The following is a 21,736-nucleotide window of genomic DNA, read 5'->3' on the forward strand; positions in this document are numbered from 1 at the left end:
GTAGGCTCCGCCTTCTCCGCCGTCATCCTCGGCTCGACCTGAGGATCAGGGGAAAAGCGGGGCTGTGCGGCGGAGAACGGCCCCGCGACCGCGACCGTGCGCCCCCCAGCGAGCACCGGATGGTCTGATCCTCGGGTCGAGCCCGAGGATGACGGTTCAACTTCTGCTCAACAGGCTCTAGGAGGTGTCTGGCGAACCGGCACTTAAAAACCGGTTTCCGATGATTTCGGGCGGAGGACAAGGCTTGGGCGAGAGACGCTATTTCGGCACCGACGGCATCCGCGGCCGCGCCAATTCGCACCCGATGACCGCCGAGGTGGCCCTGCGCGTCGGCCTCGCCGCCGGCCGCATGTTCATGTCCTCCGACGACCGCCGCCACCTCGTGGTGATCGGCAAGGACACCCGCCTTTCCGGCTACATGATCGAGCCCGCCCTCGTCGCCGGCTTCTCGGCCGCCGGCATGGACGTGCGCACCTTCGGCCCGTTGCCGACGCCCGGCGTGGCCATGATGACCCGCTCGATGCGGGCCGACATCGGGGTGATGATCTCGGCCTCGCACAACTCCTACCTCGACAACGGCATCAAGCTGTTCGGCCCCGACGGCTACAAGCTGTCCGACACCGTCGAGCTGAAGATCGAGTCGATGATGGACCAGGCGCTCGACGCCGATCTGGCCCCGCCCGACGCGCTCGGCCGGGTCAAGCGCATCGACGACAGCCAGGCCCGCTACGTCGAGATCGCCAAGGCCAGCTTCCCCAAGGGCCTCAGCCTGCAGGGCCTGCGCATCGCCGTCGACTGCGCCAACGGCGCTGCCTACAAGGTCGCGCCGACCACCCTCTACGAACTGGGGGCCGAGGTCTGCGCCGTCGGCGTCGAACCGAACGGACTGAACATCAACGCCGATTGCGGCTCGACCCATCCGGAGACCCTGGCCGACGCCGTGCGCACCTATCGCGCCGACATCGGCATCGCGCTGGACGGCGACGCCGACCGGGTCATCATCTGCGACGAGAAGGGCCAGGTCGTTGACGGCGACCAGATCATGGCCATGGTGGCGCTGGACTGGGCCCGCCGGGGGCAACTGAAGGGCGGCGGCCTCGTCGCCACCGTGATGTCCAACCTCGGGCTCGAGCGCCGGTTGCAGGCCGAGGGGCTGACGCTGGAGCGGACCAGGGTCGGCGACCGCTACGTCATGGAGCGGATGCGCGAGGGCGGCTTCAACCTGGGCGGCGAACAGTCCGGCCACATCATCCTGCACGACTACGCCACCACCGGCGACGGCCTGATGTCGGCGCTGCAGGTGCTCGCCGTGCTGGTGGAAAGCGGTCGGCCGATGAGCGAGCTGGCCCGCCAGTTCGACAAGGTCCCGCAGAAGCTCGAGAACGTCCGCTACAAGGCCGCCCGGCCGCTCGACGACGCCGCTGTCAAGGCCGCCATCGCCGACGCCGAGGCCCGCCTCGCCGGCCAGGGACGGCTGCTGGTCCGTCCGTCGGGCACCGAGAAGCTGATCCGCGTCATGGCCGAGGGCGACGATGCGACGCTGGTCAAGGCGGTCGTCGCCGATGTCTCGGCGGCGGTGAAGGCGGCGGTCTAGCCCGCGACCGGAGCCGCGCCCGCGGCCATGACCACCGCCGGCGCCTTCTCCACAAGCCGGAAGGACAGCAAGGCGCAGACGCCTTCGGGTTCGTAGCGGACCCGCGCCCCGCCGTGCTGAGGGTTCAGGGCGCTGGCCAGCAGCCGGGTGCCGAAGCCGGCCCGCGTCGGCGGGGCGACCGGGGGGCCGTCCCGCTCGCGCCATAGCAGGGTCAGGAACCTCAACCCCTCCGAGTCGTGGGAGAGATTCCAGTTGATCTCGACCCGGCCCTCCGGGATCGACAGGGCGCCGTATTTGGCCGCGTTCGTCACCAGCTCGTGCAGGACCAGCGACAGGGTCACCGCCTGCGAGGGGTGCAGTTGCACCGGCTCGCCCTCCAGATGGACTCTCGGGACCGGCCCTTCGAAGGCCCGGGTCACGTCTCGGATGATCGCCTCCAGCTCGGCCCCGGCCCAATTCTGGTCGACCAGCACATTGTGCGCGCTGGACAGAGCCATGATCCGGGCGGTCAGATCGTTGCGGACCCCGGCATTCACCCCCGCCGATCTCAATGTCTGGTCGACGACCGACTGGACGGTTGCGAGCGAGTTCTTCACCCGGTGATTCAGCTCGTTGAGCAGCAGGATGCGCTGGTCGTCCGCCCGCTTCAGCGGGGTCTCGTCGCGGAAAACCTTCATGACCACGGCGTCGCCGTCCACCAGCGGCAGCGTCAGTCCATTGGCCCAGAAGCGGGACCCGTTCCTGTGCAGATGCCAGCGGGAGTCCTCGCAACGGCCTTCCGCCACCGCCTTGCGAATCTCCTTAATATGGGCCCCGGCGGCGCGGTCAGCCTCAGTGAAGATCGCGCTGATATTCATGCCCAGCGCCTCCTCGCGGGACCAGCCGGTGAGCGCCTCGGCGTCCGCCAGCCATTCCGTGACGGTCCCGTCTTCCGTCATCGCTATGATGGCGTAGCCCCGCATGTTGTCGATGATCTTCGCGGCGAAAGCGGCAGGCACCCGAGGCATGCAGGCTTAACGCGGCTGAGCCGTTTCCGTGCCTTTCGGCGCCGCCCGAACCCGGGCCCTCGAATTGGGTCATGGAAAGCAGGCCCCGCGTGGCGCAGTCTGGCCTCATGATTCCTCCGCGCGCGCCGGCGCCTGGCCCTTTTTCCGTGGCCGGGGCCGCCCTGTCCCTGATCCCCGGCCTCGCCGCCTGTGCGGCGGTGGCCATCGCCGCGCTCGCCGTCCAGGCGCTGGAGCTGCGGCTGTTCGGGCGCGGCTGGATCGACGCCATCGTGCTGGCCATCCTGATCGGCGCCGCGATCCGCTCGGTGTGGACCCCGCCGGCCTCGGTCCGCCCTGGAATCGAGTTCAGCGCCCGGACCCTGCTGGAGATCGCCGTGGCCCTGCTCGGCGCCTCGGTCAGCGCCGCGACGGTGATGGCCATCGGGCCGGGGCTGCTGGCCGGAACGGTGGTGATCGTGGCCCTCGCCATCGCGGCCAGCTACGGCCTCGGCCGACTGCTGCGCCTGCCGCGGCGCATGGCGGTGCTGATCGCCTGCGGCAACGCCATCTGCGGCAACTCGGCCATCGCCGCTGTGGCTCCCGTCATCGACGCCGACGCGCGCGACGTGTCGGCGGCCATCGCCTTCACCGCCGTGCTCGGCGTCGTCGTCGTCCTCCTGCTGCCGTTGCTCGGCGTGGCGTTACAGATGAGCGGCGTCCAGTACGGCGTTCTGGCCGGCCTGACTGTCTACGCCGTGCCGCAGGTGCTGGCCGCCACCATGCCGGTGGGGGCCGTCGCCGCCCAGGCGGGAACCCTGATCAAGCTGGTCCGCGTGCTGATGCTCGGTCCCGTCTGCCTCGCCCTCGCCGTGTCGGTCGCCCTGCGCCGCCGGTCGCAGCCCGGCGCCGCCGATGCCGGGGCTCCGGCCCCTCGCGTGCCGCTCCGCCACCTGCTGCCGTGGTTCATTGTCGGCTTTTTGCTGATGATGGCCGCCCGTTCGACGGGCCTGGTCCCGGCCGCCGTCCTGCCGGTTCTCGGCTGGCTGACCACGGCTCTGACGGTGCTGGCCATGGCCGCGCTCGGCCTCAGCACCGACGCGCGCGCCGTGGCCCGCTCCGGCGTCCGCATCACCGCCGTCGTGATCCTGTCGCTGCTGGCCCTGCTGGGGCTGGCGCTGGGCCTGATCGGCCTGCTGGCGCTGGTCTGAGCCCCCTCAGATTTCCTGATTGTAGGCGCCGATCTCGCCGTATTTGGCCAGCCGCGGCTTCACCTCGTCGCGGAACAGGGCGCGCATGTCGTCCTCGGAGCGCATGCTTTCGACCACCACCACCAGCTCCGGCTTGTTGGACGACGCCCGGACCAGCACCCAGCTGCCGTCCTCAAGATGCACCCGCACCCCGTTGACGGTGATCGCCTCAACGATCTTCCGGCCGAGGATCGAGCCGCCCGACGCCGCCAGCGCCTCGTATTCGGCCACGATGCGGGACAGCACCTCGTATTTCAGCTCGTCGTCGCAGTGCGGCGACATGGTCAGGCTGGTCCAGGCGTCCGGCAGGGCCCTCTTCAGGTCGGAGAGCTTCTTCCCCGGATTGCGGTCGAGCATGGCCAGCACCGCCCCCGCCGCGACGATGCCGTCGTCATAGCCGTGGCCCAGCGGGGCGTTGAAGAAGAAGTGGCCCGACTTCTCGAAACCGGCCAGCGCGCCCAGCTCCGCCGTCTTGCGCTTGATGTAGCTGTGGCCGGTCTTCCAGTAGACGGTATCGGCCCCGTTCGCCTTCAGCACCGCGTCGGTCTTGTACAGGCCGGTCGATTTCACATCGACGACGAAGGTGGCGTTCGGGTGCAGGGCTGACAGGTCGCGGCCCAGCATCAGGCCGATCTTGTCGGCGAAGATCTCCTCGCCGGTATCGTCGACGACGCCGCAGCGGTCGCCGTCGCCGTCGAAGCCGAGCGCCACGTCCGCCCCCGTCTCGCGCACCCTGGCCGCCATCTGCATCAGCATGGCGTGGTCCTCGGGGTTCGGGTTGTATTTCGGGAAACTATAGTCGAGCCGGGTGTCCATCTCGATCACCTCGGCGCCCATGCGGCGCAGGGCCTCCGGCGCGAAGGCCCCCGCCGTGCCGTTGCCGCAGGCCGCCACCACCTTGACCGGCCGGGTCAGCTTCGTCTTCGAGACGATGTCGGCGATATAGCGTTCGCGGAAGTCCTCGACCCGGGTCAGCATGCCGCCGGCGCGCGCCACGCCCTCGCCGTTGAGCACGATGTCCTTCAGCCGGCCGATCTCGTCGGGGCCGAAGGTCAACGGCGGCTGGGCCCCCATCTTGACCCCGGTCCAGCCGTTCTCGTTGTGGCTGGCCGTGACCATGGCCACGCAGGGGCAGTCCAGTTCGAACTGGGCGAAATAGGCCATCGGCGACAGGGCCAGGCCGATGTCGACCACCTCCATGCCGCCTTCGAGCAGACCCAACGTCAGGGCCTGTTTCACCGCCAGCGAATAGGAGCGGTAGTCGTGGCCGACCACGATGCGCGGCCGCTGCCCGATCTCGTGCACATAGGTCGCCAGCCCGAGACCCAGCGCCTGGATGCCCAGCAGGTTGATCTCCTTCTCGAGGATCCAGCGGGCGTCGTATTCGCGGAAGCCCGTCGACTTCACCAGCGGCACGGTCTCGTAATCGGCCGTGTTCGGGCGAAGGTCCTGGCGGGGCTTGATCATGATCGGTCCTTGTCTGAACGGCGCCCGGTATAGACAGGCGGCCGGAGGCTCACAACAACGCGGGAACGGCGCTATGGGCGCCGCGTTGCCGAGAAACCGGAGCAACCTTGACCGGTCCCGACCCCCGGCCTACCCCGAACCGACATCATCGGAGACCTGAATGCCTCGCCTGATCCTGCTGCGCCACGGCCAGAGCCAGTGGAACCTGGAGAACCGCTTCACCGGCTGGGTCGACGTCGACCTGACCGCGGAGGGCGAGGCCCAGGCGCGGCGCGGCGGCGAGCTGATCGCCGGGGCCGGCTTCACCCCGGACGTCATGTTCACCTCGGTCCTCAGGCGGGCGAAGCGAACCGGCGCCCTGGCGCTGGACTCGGCCGGGCTGAAGGACGTGCCGGTGATCGAGGACTGGCGTCTGAACGAACGCCACTACGGCGGGCTGACCGGCCTCGACAAGGCCGAAACCGCCGCGAAGCACGGCGAGGACCAGGTGAAGATCTGGCGGCGCAGCTACGATGTCCCGCCCCCGCCCCTGGCCCCCGGCGGCGAATACGACTTCGCCTCCGATCCTCGCTACGCCGGCCAGACCATCCCGGACACGGAAAGCCTCAAGACCACGCTCGACCGGGTGCTGCCCTACTGGAACGAGGCCATCGCGCTGCGCCTGCGGGCCGGCGACGACGTGCTGATCGCGGCCCACGGCAACTCGCTCCGCGCCATCGTCAAACACCTGTTCGCCGTGCCCGACGACCGCATCGTCGGCGTGGAGATTCCCACCGGCAATCCGCTGGACATCACGCTGGACGCCGATCTCAAACCGACCGCCGCCCGCTACCTCGACGAGGCCCGGGCGACCGAACTGCCGCCCTTGCCGGGAGCCTGAACCATGACGGACGCGCAGCAGGCTTCCGACGACATCCGCTTCATGGGCCGGGCCATTACCCTGGCCAAGGCGCGGATGGGCCAGACCTGGCCCAATCCGGCGGTCGGCTGCGTCATCGTCAGGGACGGCGAGATCGTCTCCGAGGCCGCCACCGCCCCCGGTGGTCGTCCTCACGCCGAGGAGCAGGCCGTGCCCGCCGCCGGCGACCGGGCGAGGGGCGCCACCGCCTATGTCACCATGGAGCCGTGCGGGGCGCGCTCCTCGGGCCGCACCTCCTGCTCGAACTACCTGATGGACGCCGGCATCGCCCGGGTCGTGGTCGCCGCCGTCGATCCGTCGCCCTTCGCCTCCGGCCGGGGCGTCGAGCGGCTGAAGAAGTCGGGCCTGCAGGTCGAGACCGGCCTGCTCGCCCAGGACGCGGCCGTGCTCTACGAGGGCTATCTGCACCGGGTCGAAACCGGGCGGCCGATGGTCCGGATCAGCGATACGGGCGAGGGCTTCGACGCCCGCTTCGCCGCCTCGCCCAAGGCCGATCTGACCACCGAGCTGAAGCGTCTCGGCGAGGCCGGCTACACCCGCGTCTGGGTCAGTCCCGGCGAACTGGCCGACGCCCTCGCGGATCAGGGCCTGCTGACCCGATAACCCTCCTGATTCATCACGTTTTCTTAAGCGGAGGCGTGCCATTCTGGGGCAATGTCGGGAAGCAACGCCCCCTCCGCCGCCAGAAGGCGTATCGATCAGCAGGAGCTGGACGCCATCTGCGCCCGGCACGACCGCCTGTGGCAGGCCAAGCCCGGCGGCGCCCGCGCGGTCTTCGCCTGGCTCGATCTGTCGGGCCTGTCGCTGGCCGGCCGCAACCTCGCCGACGCCGACTTCGCCGCCGCCAACCTGATCGGCGCGGACCTGTCGGGGGCCAAGCTCGACAACGCCACCTTCTTCGGCGCCGACATGCAGGACTGCCTGCTGCTCGACGCCAGCCTGCGCCGGGCGGACCTGCGCGGCGCCTGCCTGCGCGGCGCGGACCTGACCGGGGCCGATCTGTTCGAGGCCGACCTGCGCGAGGGCACCATCGCCGCCGCCGACTCCAAGCTCGGCTTCCGCGTCGTCGAGGCCAAGCAGCGCAACGACACCCAGGCCTCGGGCGCCTGTCTCGCCGGCGCCAATCTGGAGCGCTCCAAGCTGACCGGGATCGTCGCCGTCGCGGCCGACTTCTCCGACGCCATCATGAAGGACTGCAAGCTGGTCCGGGCCAATCTGAAGCAGGCCAGCTTCCGCGGCGCCGACATGGCCGGGGCCGACCTCTCGGGCGCGGACCTGTCAGGCTGCGATCTGCGCGACGCCGTGCTGGTCGGGGCCAAGATGGCCATGTGGCGGACCGACGGCGCGAACATGGCGGGAGCCCTGACCGACGACCGCCCGGTCGGCGCCCCGGTCGACAAGATGCCCGCCGCCGAGATGCTGTCCGAACACGCATACTGGTGCGAGACCGGCGGGGCCGCGGGCCAGCCCTCCGTCTTCGACGGCGTCGACCTCCGGGCGCTGCGCTCGATCACCGGCTACAATCTGACCGCCCTTTCGGCCAAGGGCGCCGTCTTCTACGGCCTCGACATGGAGGGGGTGCAGCTCCAGGGCGCGCACCTCGAGGGCGCCGACCTGCGCTCCGTCAACCTGAAGGGCGCCGACCTGCGCGGCGCCCGCCTGGCCCGCGCCCGCCTCAACGGAGCCGACTTGCGCGAGGCCCAGCTCGGACCGCTGATGATCGCCCAGGACCGGCTGCTGCCGGCCGACCTGACCGGCGCCTGCCTGAAGGGGGCGGACCTTTCGGGAGCCGACCTGAAGCGGGCCAACCTCACCGAGGCCGACCTGACCCGCGCCACCCTGCGCGGCGCCTGCCTGCGTCAGGCCGATCTGACCGGAACGATCACCACCGGCGCCCGCGGCCTCGAGATCGACACCGCCGCCTGACGCGAAAGAGGGGCGACGCGAGCGCCGCCCCTCCCGAGGTGTGCAGCAAGGAACCGGCCGTTACGCCGCCTTGCCCTTCTTGCCTTCGATCAGCTTCGAACCGCCGCCGATCTCGATGCGGCGGGGCTTCAGGGCTTCCGGAAGCTCCCGCTCCAGTTCGATCGACAGCAGGCCGTTGACCAGATCGGCGGTCTTCACCACCACATAGTCGGCCAGCTGGAAGCGGCGCTCGAAGTCGCGCTCGGCCAGGCCACGGTGCAGGAAGTTCCGCTCATTGCCGTCGTCATTCGCGGTCTTGCGGCCGGTGACGGTGAGCAGGTTCTCCTTGACCTCGATGTTCAGCTCGTCGGGCTTGAAGCCGGCGACGGCGATCTCGATGCGGTAGGCGTTCTCGCCCGTGGTCTCGATGTTGTACGGCGGCCAGCCGTTCTCCTGGCTGGTGCGCGCGGCGCTTTCCAGCAGGCTGGCGAGCCGGTCGAAGCCGACGGCGGAACGGTAGAGCGGGGTGAAATCATACGTACGCATGTCATCCTCCTGAGGATCAGCAAGGTTGAGCCGCCCCTGCGCTTTGAGCCCGGGACGGCGGTGGGAGTTCAGGCCCGACGGTCCGATGCTCGGCCCCATCCGGTCTGGAGGACCCGATGTCGGCGTCCTCGCAGACAGATTTGGGATGGCCGAAAACACCGTCAAGGGGCGCCCCTCGGCATTCTTCGGCGCCGCATTCTGTCGCCGCCTCGCATCGTGACTTGCCGGGCGGGGCCGAACCCAGCAGGGTCTCCGCCTCTCTTATTCCCTGGAGACGAACCGGATGCGACTGATCGCTCTCGCCCTGACCGCGGCCCTGGCCCTGCCCGCGGCCGCCGCCGCCCAGACCCTTCCGGCGCTCCCCTCGCTGGACGAGACGCCGGCCCAGCGGGCCGCCCGGCGCGCCGCCATGACCCCGCCCGTGCCCCAGGAGGACATGGCCCTGCAGGCGGCGCTCGCTTCGCCGACCCGCCCGGCCGCCGATGTGGCGCGGGACGTCTACCGGCGGCCGTTCGAGACCCTGACCTTCTGGGGCCTGATGCCGGGATCGACGATCATCGAGATCGAGCCGGGCCGCGCCGGCTGGTGGCGCAACATCCTCGAGCCCTACGCGGCGGCCACCGGCGGGACCTACGTCCCCGTGAGCCGGCCGCTTGAGGGCATGGGTGTGGCCGACGGATCCGCCGACATGGTCGTGGTCGCCCGAGCCTTCCACAACTGGCACCGCGCGGGCCGGACCGAGCCCTACCTCGCCGCCTTCTTCAAGGCCCTCAAGCCCGGCGGCGTGCTGGCGATCGAACAGCACCGCAGCGTCGACGGCCTGAACCCCGACCAGACTGCGCCGACCGGCTACATGCCCGAGAGTTACGTCATCCGGGCCGCCCTGGCGGCCGGCTTCGTGCTGGACGCCCGCAGCGAGCTGAACGCCAATCCGAAGGACGACCGCGACCATCCCTACGGAGTCTGGACCCTGCCGCCGACCCGCGTCGCCGCCCCGCGGGAGGGCAACGCCAACGACCGGCCGACGCCCCTGACCGACGCCGAGCGGGCCGCCTTCGACGCGGTCGGAGAGAGCGATCGGATGACCCTCCGTTTCCGCAAGCCCGCCTGATGCAGTCAGTCGCCGCAACGGCTTTGACCGGTCATGGGAACAGGGTTAAGCCCTTGGCGGACGGGGACGAACCGTACGGCGCGGACGCCTCGCGGGGGACTTGAATGGCTGAACGAACAGAGGGCTGGCGACCGCTTGCGTCGCGCCGGAGCATTCTTTCCGGCGGGGCCGCCCTGCTTGTGCTGACCGGCTGCAGCCGGGAGAAAACCGCCGAACCGCCGCCCCAGCCCGACGGCCCGCCCAAGGGCTCGCTGGAATGGGCCGTCGCCGGGCCCTGGCGCGCCCAGGACCAGGCGCGGGACGTCTGGCGCCACCCGATGGAGACGCTGCGCTTCTTCGGCCTGCAGCCCCGTATGACGGTCGTCGAATTCTGGCCGGGCAGCGGCTGGTGGACCGAGATACTGGCGCCCTATCTGGCCGAGGGCGGCGGCCGCTATATCGCCGCCGGCTTCCAGACCGGACCCGGCGCCGACCCCGCCCAGACCCAGCTGACGGCGGCCTTCCAGGAGCGGTTCACCAACGACCGTCGCCTGTATGGCGAGGTCGAGCTGTCCGAGTTCGGCCCGACCTCCGGCCCTGTGGCGCCGGCCGGCACGGTCGACATGGCCCTGTTCATGCGCAGCATTCACGCCTGGATGGCGGCGGGGATCGCGGAGAAGGCCTTCGCCGACGCCTACGCCGCGCTGCGGCCGGGCGGCATTCTCGGCATCGAGCAGCACCGGCTCGGCCCGGACAAGGATCAGGATCCCACCGCGGCGAACGGATACGTCCAGGAGGCGTTCGTCAAACAGCTGGCGGCCGAAGCCGGATTCGTCTTCTCCGCCGCGTCGGAAATCAACGCGAATGAAAGGGATACCAAGGATCATCCGTTCGGCGTCGAGACCTTGCCGCCGATGGGCCTGACGGCTCCCCGCGGATCGCCGCCGGACCCGACCTTCGACCGGTCGAAATACGACGAGATCGGCGAAAGCGACCGCATGACCTTGAGATTCAGGAAACCCGAGTGAGCCGAGCCGCCGCCTACGCCGCCAACGCCCCTCTGATGGGAGTTCCGGGCGCCTCCGCGCCTCCGGGCGGGACCGGAGAGTGGTTCCGGGGGGCCGGCGGCCTGCGCCTGCGCGCCGCCTTCTGGACGCCCTCGGCCCTCGTCACCCGCAAGCCGCGCGGCACCGTCATCGTCAGTCCCGGCCGGACCGAGCCGATCGAGAAATATTTCGAGGTGATCGGAAACTTCCTCGCGCGGGGCTGGTGCGTCCTCGCCCACGACTGGCGCGGCCAGGGCCTGTCCGCCCGCCTGCTGCCCGATCGCCTGAAGGGTCACGCCCGCGCCGTCGAGGAATTCCTCGACGACTACGCTCGCCTTCTGGACGCCTACGAGGCCCGCGCGCCCAAGCCGTGGATCATGGTCGGCCATTCGATGGGCGGCGCCTTCAACCTGATGACGCTGCAGGGCGGCGAAGAACGCTTCTCGGGCGCGCTCCTGAGCGGGCCGATGCTGCGCATCAAGACCGGCAAGCGGTCGATGTGGTCGGTCAAGCTGGCGGTGCGCTGGAACCTGCGTCACGGCAAGGCCGGGGACTATGTGCTCGACAACCCCGACGATCCGTTCGACCACACCTTCGAGAAGGACGCCCTGACCACCGACGAAAGCCGCTACGAACAGTGGCGCCAGCAACTCTACGCCTGCCCCCATCTCGCCGTCGGCGGTCCGACCTGGGGCTGGCTGGCGGTGGCGCTGGACGCCGGAGAGCGGGCGCTCAAGCCCAAGGCCCTCAAGTCGGTGCGCATTCCGGTCGCCATCGTGCAGGCGGGCGAGGACGACCGCGTCTGGAAACAGACCAACAAGTGGGCCGCCCGACGCCTCGGTCGTGGCCGCTATGTCGAGATTCCCGGCGCGAAGCACGAGGTCATCATGGAGACCGACGAACGGCGCGCGGTTTTCCTCGACGAGTTCGACGCCATGGGCGCCTATGTCTCGCCGGTCGAGGATCTGTCGCCGGTCGCCGCGGCCCCCGTCGTAGGCGAACCGACGGAAGCGGCCTAGAGCGCGGCGCGCCGGAGAGCCACCAGCGCCTGCTCACTCAGCCGCGCGTCGCCGACGGCGAGGATCTGGCCGCTGTCGTCCGGCGCCGCGCCGCGCCAGTTGGTGACCTCGCCCCCGGCCGCCTCGATCACCGGGACGAGGGCCGACCAGTCCCACACCTTGAGCGCGCTCTCGGCCACCAGATCGATCCGGCCTGCCGCCAGCATGGCGTAGGCGTAGGCGTCGCAGCCCAGCCGGGCGAGCCGGGCCGCGGCGCGCACCTGCGTCCAGGCGCCCAGTTCGGCGCCGGTGAACAGGTCGGGATCGGTGGTGGCGATCAGGGCGTCGTTCAGGTGGGCGCAGGACCGCACCGCCAGCGGCGTCTCCGCCCGGCCCCGCAGCAGGCGCGCGCCCGAGGGGCCGCCCACGAAGATCTCGTCGAGATAGGGCTGGCCGATCACGCCCGTCGTCGGACGCCCTTCGGCCCTGAGGGCGATCAGATTGGTCCACAGCGGCAGGCCGGCGATGAAGGCGCGGGTGCCGTCGATGGGATCGAGGACCCAGACGTGGTCGGCGTCGGGCCGGTCCTCGCCGTACTCCTCGCCGATCACGCCGTGCGAGGGATAGCGGGCGGCGATCAGGCGCCGGATGGCTGCCTCGGCCTCGCGGTCGGCCTGGGTGACCGGATCGAAGCCGGCGGCGCCGCCCTTGTCGGCCTGCTCGCAAGCCTCGCGGAAATACGGCAGGGAAACGCGGGCCGCCTCGCGGGCCAGTTCGACGGCGAAGGCTTCGTACTCGGTCATGCAGGCGGGATACTCACGCCCCGCCCGCATGTCACCGTCTCATTGCCCGATTCAGGCCGCTCCGCCCTCGGCGTGCAGCGACTTGGCGAGATCGAGCAGCCGCCGGCGCGGCTTCTCGTCCAGCTGGTAGTAGGCCTGGATCAGGTCGAGCGTTTCCTTGCGGGAAAACATCTCGCCGCCCTGGTTGGCCGCCTCCCGCCGTTCCATGGCCTCTTCCAGGCCGTCGTAGAAATAGCTGACCGGAGATTCCAGCGCCTCGGCCAGCTGCCACAGACGGGCGGCCGAGATGCGGTTGGCGCCGCATTCGTATTTCTGGATCTGCTGGAAGCGGATGCCGACCTGGGTGGCCAGCTGCTGCTGCGTCAGGCCCAGCAGGCGCCGGCGACGGCGCAGGCGGCGTCCGAGATGAAGGTCGATGTCGGTGGCCATGGCCCCAATTCCCCTTGTTGCGCGACCTGTCCCGATGCGGGACGGCTCGCCCTCCAAGCGGCAAGGGGCGTGCCGCCTTTCCCGCAGCAGGAGAGAACCGGCGAACCGGGTTCGTCGGAGGGTCCGCAACCGTTGCGCTTCCGGCGCATTAAACGGCCATCGATCATCGCTGGAAGGAGCGGACTATGAGCGGGTTTGGATGGATTGCGTGGATCGTCATCGGCATTATCGCCGGCTGGCTGGCTGAGCAGATCATGGGGCGGAACCACGGCCTCCTGACCAATCTGATCGTCGGCATTGTCGGCGCGCTGATCGGCGGCTTCCTCTACAACACCCTGTTGGGGGGAGACGCGGGCGGCAACTGGATCATTGGCATCATCGTCGCCACGCTCGGCGCGATCATCCTGCTGTTCCTGCTGGGGCTCGTGAAGCGACGAGCCTGACGGTTCGCCTCTTCAGGCGGCAAAAAGGGCGGCTCCCTGCGGAGCCGCCCTTTCCTTTTGCCTTTTCCGATCAGTCGTCCGGTTCGTTCGGGTCCTGATCGTCACCTTCGCCGGGCGCCGGCGTGGCCGGGTTCTGCGGCGAGGTGGTGGCGTTCTCCGGCGGCAAGGTCGGCGGAGAGCCCTCCGGCGGCGTCGCCGGTTTCGCCGGCGTGGCCGGAGTGGCCGGGGTCACGCCCGGCTGGGCCGGCGTCGCGGGAACCGCGGGCGTGGCGGGCGTGGCGCGACGGCCTTGATCCGGATCCGCCTCGTCGGGGTCCTCGTCCGGATCAACCGCATCCGGGGCGCGGTTGGCGGGGACGGCGGGCGTTGCGGGAGTCGCCGGCGTCACGCCGGGCTCTGCCGGGGTCGCCGGCGTGGCCGGGGTGGTGACGGTGTCCGCCGTGCTGAATTGGGCCAGCGTAAAGTCGACGACGACCACATCGCCTTCCTGGCGAATGCCGTCGATCGGCACGGCCCGCACCTGTCCGTCGGAGCCCCGCACGGTCAGCTGCTGGCGATTGCCGTTCAACCGGGCGCCGACGAGGACGCCGAGGTCTCCGTCGGCCCCGCGCACGGTCATGCCCGGTTGGAGCGTCAGGGTCGGCGCCTGGGTCGCCTGCGCCGGCGGCGTGGCGGCGGGGGGTGTCTGGGGAGCCGTGCCCTCCTGCGCGATCGCCGGAGCGGTCATGAGGAACAGGCCGGCGGCCCCTGTCAGGAGCGCGGTCTTTCGCATGATGGTCAGCCTTGCGTTAAGCGAGCGGAACGGCTCGCACCGAAAGGCAAACACGGGGGCGGCGGGGATTGTTGCGTCGGCCCCGAAATGGCCCCGGGATCGCCCGGATTGGCCGATTTCCGCTCGACCTGTGCAGCGCCGGACAGCGGCGCGAGAACTCAGTCCTCGCGAACGCGCTTCTTGCGGAAGCTCGGATTGAGCACCTGCTTGCGCAGGCGGATCGACTTCGGCGTCACCTCGACCAGCTCGTCCTCCTCGATGTAGGCGATGGCCTGCTCGAGCGATGGGCGGCGGGGCGGCGTCAGGCGCACGGCCTCGTCCTTGCCCGCGGCGCGGACGTTGGTCAGCTGCTTGCCCTTCATCGGATTGACGTCGAGGTCGTCCCCCCGCGAGTTCTCGCCGATGATCATGCCCTGGTAGGTCTTCTCGCCGGCGCCGACGAACATCACGCCGCGCTCCTCGAGGTTCCACAGCGCGAAGGCGGCGGTCTCGCCGTCGCCGTTCGAGACCAGAACGCCCTTCAGCCGGCCCTCGATGGCGCCCTTGTGCGGCTCGTAGTGGCTGAACACGCGGTTGAGCACGCCCGAACCGCGGGTGTCGGTCAGGAACTCGCCCTGGTAGCCGATCAGCGCCCGCGACGGGCACTTCAGCTGAATGCGGGTCTTGCCGGCGCCGGACGGGCCCATGTCGGTGAGCTCGGCCTTGCGGGCCGACAGCTTCTCGATGACCACCCCGGTGTATTCGTCGTCGACGTCGATGACGACGTCCTCGATCGGCTCCAGCCGCTCGCCGTTCTCGCCGGTCTGATAGACCACGCGCGGCCGGCTGATCGACAGCTCGAAGCCCTCGCGGCGCATGTTCTCGATCAGCACGCCCAGCTGCAGTTCGCCGCGGCCGGCGACCTCGAAGGCGTCCTTGCCGCCGGTCTCGGTGACGCGAATGGCGACGTTGGCCTCGGCTTCCTTGAGCAGGCGGTCACGGATGACGCGCGACTGCACCTTGTCGCCCTCGCGCCCGGCCAGCGGGCTGTCGTTGACCGAGACGGTCATCGAGATGGTCGGCGGGTCGATCGGCTGGGCCGGCAGGGCCTCGGTGACTTCCAGCGCGCACAGGGTGTCGGCCACGGTGGCCTTGGACATGCCGGCGATGGCGACGATGTCGCCCGCCTCGGCCTCGTCGACCGGCTGGCGCTTCAGGCCTCGGAAGGCCAGCACCTTGGTGATCCGGCCCTGTTCGATGGTCTTGCCGTCGCGCGACAGGGCCTTGATGGCCATGCCGGGCACCGCCTTGCCGCTCTCGATCCGGCCGGTCAGCAGGCGGCCGAGGAAGGGGTCGCTCTCGATCAGCACGTTCAGGATCTGGAACGGCTCATTGGCCTTCTCGACCTGTTTCGGCGACGGCACGTGGTCGACGATCAGGTCGAACAGCGGAGCCAGGTTGTCGCTCGGCTGGTTCAGGTCCAGCGTCGCCCAGCCGGCCCGGCCCGAGGCGTAGATGTGCGGGAAGTCGAGCTGCTCGTCGGTCGCGCCGATGGCAGCGAACAGGTCGAAGGCGGCGTTGTGGACCCGGTCCGGATCGGCGTGGGCGCGGTCGACCTTGTTGATGCACAGGATCGGGCGCAGGCCCATCTTCAGCGCCTTGGTCAGCACGAATTTCGTCTGCGGCATGACGCCTTCCTCGGCGTCGACCAGCAGCACGCAGCCGTCCACCATGCCGAGGATCCGCTCCACCTCGCCGCCGAAGTCGGCGTGGCCGGGGGTGTCGATGATGTTGATCCGGGTCTCGCCCGCCTTGCCGTTCCACAGCACGGAAGTGCATTTGGCCAGGATGGTGATGCCGCGCTCGCGCTCCTGGTCGTTGGAGTCCATGGCGCGCTCGGTGGTCGCCTCATTGGCCCGGAACACGCCGGACTGGGCGAGCAGCTGATCCACCAGGGTGGTCTTGCCGTGGTCGACGTGGGCGATGATGGCGACGTTGCGCAGGTTCATTTCGGACTCGGGCGGACTGTGTTCGGCCCCGGAAGGTCCGGGCCGCTGCAAAGGAGCGTGATTGCGGGAAGGCGCGCGCCTCTTACAGGGGCGAACGGCGAAACGCCAGTGCGCGGGAAGCACGCACTGGCGTAACGGCGGGTGTTATGGCCCGGAAAAGCGGCGGGGCTGGGGCGAAATCAGACCTTCGCCGACCGTCCCCGCACCCAGCCGTAAAGGGCGAGCGTCAGCACCACGAAGGCGGCGATCCCGGCCAGCATGGCCGGCCAGGTCGAGCCTTCAGGCAGGATGGCGAACGGCGCATCGTTGCCGGTGGCGACGATCACCCCGGCCGTCATGACCAGGAACAGGCTCTCGCCCACGATCAGGCCCGAGGCGAGCAGCACGCCCATCCGGCGGCCGACGTCGGCGAAGCGGGTGGTCTTGATCGCCTTGTCGTAGACCCAGCCGCAGATCGCGCCGATGACCAGCATCGTGGTCACGGCGGCCGGCAGGTAGAAGCCGATGCCGACGGCCAGCGGCGGCAGCTTCATCTTGCCCCTGGTCGCGCCGGTCAGCAGGGCGTCCACCACGATGATCACCACGCCGATCGCCGCACCGAGACCGATCAGGTCCCAGCGCAGGTCGCCTCCGATGACGCCCCGCGCGAGGGCCGAGATCAGGGTCGCCTGCGGCGCCGCCAGCGGCTCGTCGGCGATGCCGGCCGGCCCCCCCTCGAAGCCGAAGGCCTTGTTGAGCAGGTTGAGGATCACCGGGATCACGATGGCCCCGGCGACGACGCCGACGATCAGGGCCGTCTGCTGGCGCCACGGCGTCGCCGCGACCAGCTGGCCGGTCTTGAGGTCCTGCAGGTTGTCGTTGGCGATGACGGCCACGGCGAAGACCACGGCCGTCACGATCAGGGCGAAGGCGACCACCGATGGGTCGGCGGGCAGACCAGCCAGCGCCAGCACCCCCAGCATCAGCACCGAGGCGATGACGATGGCGAGGATGCCGACGCCGGACACGGGACTGTTCGACGAACCGATCAGGCCGGCCATGTAGCCGCAGATGGCGGCCACCGCGAAGCCGATGAAGACCACGTAGATCAGGCCGCCGCCGACCAGCAGGGCGGTCGAGCCCGCCAGCGTCGGATTCGCCTGGGCGAACCAGGCGAGGACGAAGCCGATGCCGATCAGGCAGGCGACCGACAGGCCGGCGACGATGTTGATCGGGATATCCTGTTCGGTGCGGTCCAGCACCTCGCCGCTCTGACGGCGGCGGTTGGCGGCGAGGGCGGAAGTCAGGCCGCCGATGAGCGGTCCGGCCAGCTTGATCAGGGTCCAGATGGCGGCCACGCCGATGACGCCGGCGCCCATGAACCGGACCTCGCGGCTCCACACCGTTCCCGCCAGCTCCTCCGCGGCGACGCCGGGCTCCAGCGTGGTGGCGATCGACGGGATGCCGTTGGCGGTCAGCCAGGCGATGGTCTCCGGCGAGGTCAGGATTGGCACGGCGATGCACCAGGCGAGGATCAGGCCGACGAGCTGGGCCAGGCCGACGCTCAGCCCGATCAGGTGACCGGCGCCCAGCAGGGCGAATTGCATGCCGAAGCCGATACCGGTCGCACCGCCGCCCAGCGATGCCGGCAGCTTGATGAAGCGCGCGGCTTCGGCCGCGAACACGCGGCCGGCGACGAGCAGGGCATAGCCCGCGGAGACGACGGCGCCGGTGATCACGACCCACAGGCCGGCGGCGTTCTCGCGCACCGCGCTCTCGGTCTGTTCGGCTCCGCGCGAGCCGACCGTCAGGACTTCGGCCGCGGCGACGCCTTCGGGATAGGGCAGGTTCGCCTCGACCACGAGCGCACGGCGCAAGGGGATGGAGAAGGTCACGCCCAGCACGCCGCCGAAGACGCAGATCAGCACCGACTCCCAGAACGGGAACTCGAGCCACCAGCCGACCATGACCAGGCCCGGCAGCACGAAGATGATCGAACTCATCGCCCCGCCGACGGAGGCGACGGTCTGGACGGTCATATTCTCCCAGATGGTCGAGTCCTTGAACGTCCTCAGGATGGCCATCGAGATGACCGCCGCGGGGATGGCCGAAGCGAACGTCAGCCCGACCCTCAGGCCCAGATAGGTGTTCGCCGCGGTGAAGATCACCGCGAGGATGCAGCCCAGCGCCAGCGCCCGGAGCGTCAGTTCGATGCGCTTGCCGCCGCTGATCGGCGCGCTCGCGGGTGTGTCGGTCATTGTGGCCCTCTCCCTTGTTGGCGGGAGGTAAACCGGAAACGCGGCGGGCGTCGAGGGGCGGCGTCAAAACGCGCCGATTGACTCCGGGACCGCCCCGGCTGAGCTTCGCCGCAACGGGGAGAGACGACGATGCGAAGGATCATGACCGCGGCCGTGCTGGGCCTGCTGTGCGTGGGCGGGGCGGCGAACGCCCGGGGCGAGGGACCCGAAGGAATCATCAAGGGGCGCCAGGCGGCCATGATGCTGTCCGGCGTGGCCATGGGAGCCATGAAGTCGGCCATCGACGCCGGCCAGCCCCCGGCGAGCCATCGCTTCAACACCCGGGCCCTCGCGCGCTGGGCCCACGCCGTCCCCGGCATGTTCCCGGCCGGGACCGGGGCCGAAGTCGGCGTCCAGACCAATGCGAGGGCCGAAATCTGGAGCGACCGCCCGGGCTTCGAAGAGAAGGCCGCCGCCTACGCCGCGGCCGCCGACCGGCTGGCCGAACTCGCCGCGGGCGAGGACGCGGCCGCCTTCGCCGCCCAGTGGACGGTCGTGCGGTCGAGCTGCCAGTCCTGCCACGACGTCTACAAGGCCGGGTAAGGGACCACGGTCGCGGCGCTCTGCCGGCATTTCGCGGAACTATAGTCCGATAGCGGCAGCAATCTTCGGCGAAAACAGGCGCCTGGCCTTTTCTCGAACCTGTTTGTCCGCCGGAGAACGGGCCCGGCGTATACTGTCCCCTGCGCCGTCGTAAGCTCGGTCTTTGACAGTCTGTCCCCCGCCGCTCCGCCGAGGAGCCGCGTTCCCTTTCCCGACAGCCGCCTGGCGATGTCGACTCTGTCGACTCTGTCGACTCGAATTTCGCCGCCGACCCCGATCCGGGCGATGTAGACTCTGTCGACTCTGTCGACTCTATCGACTCGTTTTTCCGCCCCGGACCCGCCCATGCCCGAACTTCCCGAGGTCGAGACGGTTCGCCGCGGCCTCCAGCCGGTGCTCGAAGGCGCGCACCTGACGCGGGTGCGCCAGAACCGCCCCGACCTGCGCTTCCCCTTTCCTGAACGCTTCGCCGAACGGCTCGAAGGGGCGACCGTCGAGCGCATAGACCGCCGCGCCAAATATTTGCTGATGCCGCTGTCGACCGGCGAGACCTGGGTCAGCCATCTCGGCATGACCGGCCGCTTCACGCTCGACGGCGAACAGCTCGGCGAGTTCGGAGAGACAGCGCCCGTCGCCGGCAAGCACGAGCACGTCAGCCTGTGCGCGGTGAAGGGCCGGACGGCCGCCCGCGTGGGTTTCGCCGACGCCCGCCGCTTCGGCTTCATGGGCCTGATCCCCACCGATGAGGTCGAGGCCCATCCCTGGTTCGCCGGTCTCGGGCCGGAGCCGCTCGGCAACGCCTTCTCTGGCGCCCATCTCGCCGAGGCCTTCGCGGGCAAGAAGCAGAACGTCAAGGTCAGCCTGCTCGACCAGCGCATCGTCGCCGGCCTCGGCAACATCTACGTCTGCGAGGCCCTGTACCGCGCCCGCCTCTCGCCCCTGACGGCGGCCGGGAAGGTCTCGAAACCCAGGCTGGAAACGCTCGCCGCCGTGGTGCGCGACGTCCTTAACGACGCCATCGAGGCCGGCGGCTCCACCCTGCGCGACTTCGCCAACGCCGAGGGCGGCCAAGGCTATTTCCAGCACCGCTTCGACGTCTACGGCCGCGAGGGCCAGGCCTGCCTCGGAGAAGGTTGCACGGGCGTGGTCAAGCGCATGGTCCAGGCGGGACGCTCGACCTTCTGGTGCCCGTCCTGCCAGCGGCGGTAGCGCAGCCTCCGGTTTTGCGTCAGGACTCTCGGACCACGGAGAGTGACATGCGCTTTTTCGGACTGCTCGCGGCCCTTCTGGCCGGCCTCCTGGCGGCGACGCCCGCTCTCGCCGATCCGCCCCTCTGGCACGTGCGCGACGCCGACACGGAGATGGTGCTGTTCGGCTCCATCCACGCCCTGCCGCCCGGCATCGAATGGCGGACGGTCCAGCTCGACTCCGCCCTCGAGAACGCTGACCTCGTCGCCTTCGAGATCCTCACGCCCGCGAACGAGGCCGAGGAGATGGAGATGTTCATGCCGTTTCTCCGCTATCTCATCGCGGACCGGCCCCTGAGCGAGGTCGTGACCGCCGAGACCTTCACCCGCGCCGTCTCCGCGGCGGCCGCGCAGGACTTGGACGTCCTGTCGCTGCAGATGATGAAGCCGTGGGCCGCGGCCCTGATGCTGGACATGGGCGCCGAGGAGGCCCTGGGCCGCTCGGCGGACCTCGGCGTCGACACCATTCTCGAACAGTCGCTGGCGGAGGGGCGTCGCAAGGAGGCGCTCGATACCTCCGACCTGCTGCTCGCCTCAATGAAGGCCCTGGCCGAGATGGGCGACGACGAGGGTGAAGCCATGCTGATCGAGGTGCTCGACGGGCTCGACCGGGAGGAGCTGGACCTCCAGATCGAGACGGCGTGGGCCGCCGGCGACATCGCCCCGATCGAGGCCGAGATGCGGATGATGCAGGAGGAGGCGCCGCGCCTCTACAAGGCTCTTCTGGTCGACCGCAATCACGCCTGGATGCCCGCCCTGACCCGAATGATGGACACCGAGGGCCGGGTAGTCGTGGTCGTCGGCGCGGCGCATATGGTCGGCGAGGACGGTCTCCCGACCCTGCTTCGCGCCGCGGGATACGACGTCGAGGGGCCGTGACCTACCGCATCGTCCTGTTCCGCGGCATGAACACCGGCGGCGTGCGCGCCCCCGTCGGCGAACAGCGCGCCATGGCCGAGGCGATGGGGCTGAAGAACCCGCGCACGCTTCAGGCCAGCGGCAACCTCGTCGTCGAGAGCGGCAAGGCGACGGCCGCGCTCGAAGGCGACATCGAGGGGGAGATGGAGCGCCGCTTCGGTCTCAAGGTCGCCGCCATGGTCCGCACGCCGGAGCAGTGGTCGAGACTGATCGCCGCCAACCCCTTCCCCGAGGAGGCGGCCGCCCGGCCGGCCAAGGTGCTGGCCATGGTGATGAAGGACGGGATCAAGGACGGCGCGCTGGAAGCCTGCCGCGAATTGGCCGAAGGCGGCGAACGCGTCGAGGCCGTCGACGACGTGCTGTATTTCTGGTTCCCCGACGGCCAGGGCCAGTCCGCCATCTTCAAGAAGGCGACGCCCCGCATGCTGGGCATGGGCACAGGCCGCAACTGGAACACCGTGTTGAAGCTGGCGGAGATGGTCGGACTTTCGCCGGCGTGACCGGATCGGTATGCAGACC

The 21,736-nt window shown here is 69.9% G+C and carries 21 protein-coding genes; 13 read left to right on the forward strand and 8 right to left on the reverse strand.

Annotated features, from left to right (window positions below; translation table 11 throughout):
- Positions 1–244: 244 nt before the first annotated feature.
- A complete protein-coding gene (gene glmM / locus VEC04_RS04210; protein WP_324774159.1) occupies positions 245–1,594 on the forward strand; it encodes a phosphoglucosamine mutase in 1,350 nt (449 codons plus the stop codon).
- Here glmM and VEC04_RS04215 read toward each other — a convergent pair.
- Entirely contained in the window at positions 1,591–2,601 is a 1,011-nt protein-coding gene (locus VEC04_RS04215; RefSeq protein ID WP_324774161.1) for a sensor histidine kinase, read from the reverse strand. The two genes, glmM and VEC04_RS04215, sit on opposite strands and share 4 nt — an antisense overlap.
- A gap of 146 nt (positions 2,602–2,747) precedes the next feature.
- On the opposite strand from VEC04_RS04215, the gene VEC04_RS04220 reads away from it, so the two are divergent.
- Positions 2,748–3,788, forward strand: coding sequence for a YeiH family protein (locus tag VEC04_RS04220; protein WP_324774163.1), 1,041 nt, complete (start codon positions 2,748–2,750; stop codon positions 3,786–3,788).
- Between the two features lie 6 nt (positions 3,789–3,794).
- Here VEC04_RS04220 and VEC04_RS04225 read toward each other — a convergent pair whose 3' ends face one another.
- The gene (locus tag VEC04_RS04225) at positions 3,795–5,294 is read right to left on the reverse strand and encodes a phosphomannomutase/phosphoglucomutase (RefSeq protein WP_324774165.1); all 1,500 of its coding nucleotides are present in this window, start codon (positions 5,292–5,294) and stop codon (positions 3,795–3,797) included.
- Between the two features lie 160 nt (positions 5,295–5,454).
- Between VEC04_RS04225 and gpmA the strand changes: the two genes are divergently transcribed.
- From gpmA to VEC04_RS04240, 3 genes are read left to right on the forward strand one after another with little or no spacing between them, the layout of a single operon-like run.
- On the forward strand, positions 5,455–6,174 hold the full coding sequence (gpmA, locus tag VEC04_RS04230) for a 2,3-diphosphoglycerate-dependent phosphoglycerate mutase (RefSeq protein ID WP_324774167.1): 720 nt from the start codon (positions 5,455–5,457) through the stop codon (positions 6,172–6,174).
- Between the two features lie 3 nt (positions 6,175–6,177).
- Positions 6,178–6,816: a bifunctional diaminohydroxyphosphoribosylaminopyrimidine deaminase/5-amino-6-(5-phosphoribosylamino)uracil reductase RibD gene (gene ribD / locus VEC04_RS04235; protein WP_324774169.1), complete on the forward strand. Its 639-nt coding sequence runs from the start codon at positions 6,178–6,180 to the stop codon at positions 6,814–6,816.
- 51 nt (positions 6,817–6,867) lie between these two features.
- The gene (locus VEC04_RS04240; RefSeq protein WP_324774171.1) at positions 6,868–8,139 is read left to right on the forward strand and encodes a pentapeptide repeat-containing protein; all 1,272 of its coding nucleotides are present in this window, start codon (positions 6,868–6,870) and stop codon (positions 8,137–8,139) included.
- A gap of 60 nt (positions 8,140–8,199) precedes the next feature.
- Here VEC04_RS04240 and VEC04_RS04245 read toward each other — a convergent pair whose 3' ends face one another.
- A complete protein-coding gene (locus VEC04_RS04245) occupies positions 8,200–8,664 on the reverse strand; it encodes an Hsp20 family protein (RefSeq protein ID WP_324774173.1) in 465 nt (154 codons plus the stop codon).
- Positions 8,665–8,947: 283 nt separating this feature from the next.
- Here VEC04_RS04245 and VEC04_RS04250 point away from each other — a divergent pair, with 283 nt between their 5' ends.
- From VEC04_RS04250 to VEC04_RS04260, 3 genes are all read left to right on the forward strand, one after another.
- Entirely contained in the window at positions 8,948–9,775 is an 828-nt protein-coding gene (locus VEC04_RS04250; RefSeq protein ID WP_324774175.1) for a methyltransferase, read from the forward strand.
- Positions 9,776–9,879: 104 nt separating this feature from the next.
- Complete coding sequence (locus tag VEC04_RS04255; RefSeq protein ID WP_324774177.1) at positions 9,880–10,782, forward strand: methyltransferase; 903 nt, start codon at positions 9,880–9,882, stop codon at positions 10,780–10,782.
- The gene (locus tag VEC04_RS04260; RefSeq protein ID WP_324774179.1) at positions 10,779–11,819 is read left to right on the forward strand and encodes an alpha/beta hydrolase; all 1,041 of its coding nucleotides are present in this window, start codon (positions 10,779–10,781) and stop codon (positions 11,817–11,819) included. The genes VEC04_RS04255 and VEC04_RS04260 overlap by 4 nt, the downstream gene beginning before the upstream one ends.
- On the opposite strand, the gene hisN is transcribed toward VEC04_RS04260, so the two are convergent.
- Positions 11,816–12,601, reverse strand: coding sequence for a histidinol-phosphatase (gene hisN / locus VEC04_RS04265; protein ID WP_324774181.1), 786 nt, complete (start codon positions 12,599–12,601; stop codon positions 11,816–11,818). The genes VEC04_RS04260 and hisN overlap by 4 nt on opposite strands.
- Positions 12,602–12,652: 51 nt before the next feature.
- The gene (locus VEC04_RS04270; protein WP_414642646.1) at positions 12,653–13,030 is read right to left on the reverse strand and encodes a helix-turn-helix domain-containing protein; all 378 of its coding nucleotides are present in this window, start codon (positions 13,028–13,030) and stop codon (positions 12,653–12,655) included.
- 185 nt (positions 13,031–13,215) lie between these two features.
- Here VEC04_RS04270 and VEC04_RS04275 point away from each other — a divergent pair, with 185 nt between their 5' ends.
- On the forward strand, positions 13,216–13,473 hold the full coding sequence (locus VEC04_RS04275) for a GlsB/YeaQ/YmgE family stress response membrane protein (protein WP_324774183.1): 258 nt from the start codon (positions 13,216–13,218) through the stop codon (positions 13,471–13,473).
- Between the two features lie 70 nt (positions 13,474–13,543).
- Here VEC04_RS04275 and VEC04_RS04280 read toward each other — a convergent pair whose 3' ends face one another.
- The 3 genes from VEC04_RS04280 to VEC04_RS04290 form a co-directional block, all read right to left on the reverse strand.
- Positions 13,544–14,245: a hypothetical protein gene (locus tag VEC04_RS04280; protein WP_324774185.1), complete on the reverse strand. Its 702-nt coding sequence runs from the start codon at positions 14,243–14,245 to the stop codon at positions 13,544–13,546.
- A gap of 158 nt (positions 14,246–14,403) precedes the next feature.
- Positions 14,404–16,233, reverse strand: coding sequence for a translational GTPase TypA (gene typA / locus VEC04_RS04285; RefSeq protein ID WP_324774187.1), 1,830 nt, complete (start codon positions 16,231–16,233; stop codon positions 14,404–14,406).
- A 179-nt stretch (positions 16,234–16,412) separates the two neighbouring features.
- Positions 16,413–18,470 (reverse strand): OPT family oligopeptide transporter, encoded by a 2,058-nt coding sequence (locus VEC04_RS04290; protein ID WP_324774189.1) that lies wholly within the window; start codon positions 18,468–18,470, stop codon positions 16,413–16,415.
- 129 nt (positions 18,471–18,599) lie between these two features.
- On the opposite strand from VEC04_RS04290, the gene VEC04_RS04295 reads away from it, so the two are divergent.
- The 4 genes from VEC04_RS04295 to VEC04_RS04310 all read left to right on the forward strand — a co-directional run bounded on the left by VEC04_RS04295 (position 18,600) and on the right by VEC04_RS04310 (position 21,717).
- Entirely contained in the window at positions 18,600–19,052 is a 453-nt protein-coding gene (locus VEC04_RS04295) for a cytochrome c (RefSeq protein WP_324774191.1), read from the forward strand.
- Positions 19,053–19,397: 345 nt separating this feature from the next.
- Complete coding sequence (mutM, locus tag VEC04_RS04300; RefSeq protein ID WP_324774193.1) at positions 19,398–20,261, forward strand: bifunctional DNA-formamidopyrimidine glycosylase/DNA-(apurinic or apyrimidinic site) lyase; 864 nt, start codon at positions 19,398–19,400, stop codon at positions 20,259–20,261.
- A gap of 47 nt (positions 20,262–20,308) precedes the next feature.
- Positions 20,309–21,178 carry a TraB/GumN family protein gene (locus tag VEC04_RS04305; RefSeq protein WP_324774195.1) on the forward strand — a complete coding sequence of 290 codons (870 nt, stop codon included), beginning with the start codon at positions 20,309–20,311 and terminating at the stop codon, positions 21,176–21,178.
- Positions 21,175–21,717, forward strand: a complete 543-nt coding sequence (locus VEC04_RS04310; protein WP_324774197.1) for a DUF1697 domain-containing protein — start codon at positions 21,175–21,177, stop codon at positions 21,715–21,717. Before VEC04_RS04305 ends, VEC04_RS04310 begins: the two co-directional genes overlap by 4 nt.
- Positions 21,718–21,736: the final 19 nt, after the last annotated feature.

The organism is Brevundimonas sp. (assembly GCF_035626535.1).
In the GTDB taxonomy this organism is placed as follows: Bacteria; Pseudomonadota; Alphaproteobacteria; order Caulobacterales; family Caulobacteraceae; genus Brevundimonas.

Excerpts from the sequence above, each read along its gene's own strand:
- VEC04_RS04215 (WP_324774161.1), bottom strand. The coding sequence starts at position 2,601 with ATGCCTCGGGTGCCTGCCGCTTTCGCCGCGAAGATCATCGACAACATG.
- VEC04_RS04225 (WP_324774165.1), bottom strand. The coding sequence starts at position 5,294 with ATGATCAAGCCCCGCCAGGACCTTCGCCCGAACACGGCCGATTACGAG.
- gpmA (WP_324774167.1), top strand. The coding sequence starts at position 5,455 with ATGCCTCGCCTGATCCTGCTGCGCCACGGCCAGAGCCAGTGGAACCTG.
- ribD (WP_324774169.1), top strand. The coding sequence starts at position 6,178 with ATGACGGACGCGCAGCAGGCTTCCGACGACATCCGCTTCATGGGCCGG.
- VEC04_RS04240 (WP_324774171.1), top strand. The coding sequence starts at position 6,868 with ATGTCGGGAAGCAACGCCCCCTCCGCCGCCAGAAGGCGTATCGATCAG.
- VEC04_RS04245 (WP_324774173.1), bottom strand. The coding sequence starts at position 8,664 with ATGCGTACGTATGATTTCACCCCGCTCTACCGTTCCGCCGTCGGCTTC.
- VEC04_RS04250 (WP_324774175.1), top strand. The coding sequence starts at position 8,948 with ATGCGACTGATCGCTCTCGCCCTGACCGCGGCCCTGGCCCTGCCCGCG.
- VEC04_RS04255 (WP_324774177.1), top strand. The coding sequence starts at position 9,880 with ATGGCTGAACGAACAGAGGGCTGGCGACCGCTTGCGTCGCGCCGGAGC.
- hisN (WP_324774181.1), bottom strand. The coding sequence starts at position 12,601 with ATGACCGAGTACGAAGCCTTCGCCGTCGAACTGGCCCGCGAGGCGGCC.
- VEC04_RS04270 (WP_414642646.1), bottom strand. The coding sequence starts at position 13,030 with ATGGCCACCGACATCGACCTTCATCTCGGACGCCGCCTGCGCCGTCGC.
- VEC04_RS04275 (WP_324774183.1), top strand. The coding sequence starts at position 13,216 with ATGAGCGGGTTTGGATGGATTGCGTGGATCGTCATCGGCATTATCGCC.
- VEC04_RS04280 (WP_324774185.1), bottom strand. The coding sequence starts at position 14,245 with ATGCGAAAGACCGCGCTCCTGACAGGGGCCGCCGGCCTGTTCCTCATG.
- typA (WP_324774187.1), bottom strand. The coding sequence starts at position 16,233 with ATGAACCTGCGCAACGTCGCCATCATCGCCCACGTCGACCACGGCAAG.
- VEC04_RS04290 (WP_324774189.1), bottom strand. The coding sequence starts at position 18,470 with ATGACCGACACACCCGCGAGCGCGCCGATCAGCGGCGGCAAGCGCATC.
- VEC04_RS04295 (WP_324774191.1), top strand. The coding sequence starts at position 18,600 with ATGCGAAGGATCATGACCGCGGCCGTGCTGGGCCTGCTGTGCGTGGGC.
- mutM (WP_324774193.1), top strand. The coding sequence starts at position 19,398 with ATGCCCGAACTTCCCGAGGTCGAGACGGTTCGCCGCGGCCTCCAGCCG.
- VEC04_RS04305 (WP_324774195.1), top strand. The coding sequence starts at position 20,309 with ATGCGCTTTTTCGGACTGCTCGCGGCCCTTCTGGCCGGCCTCCTGGCG.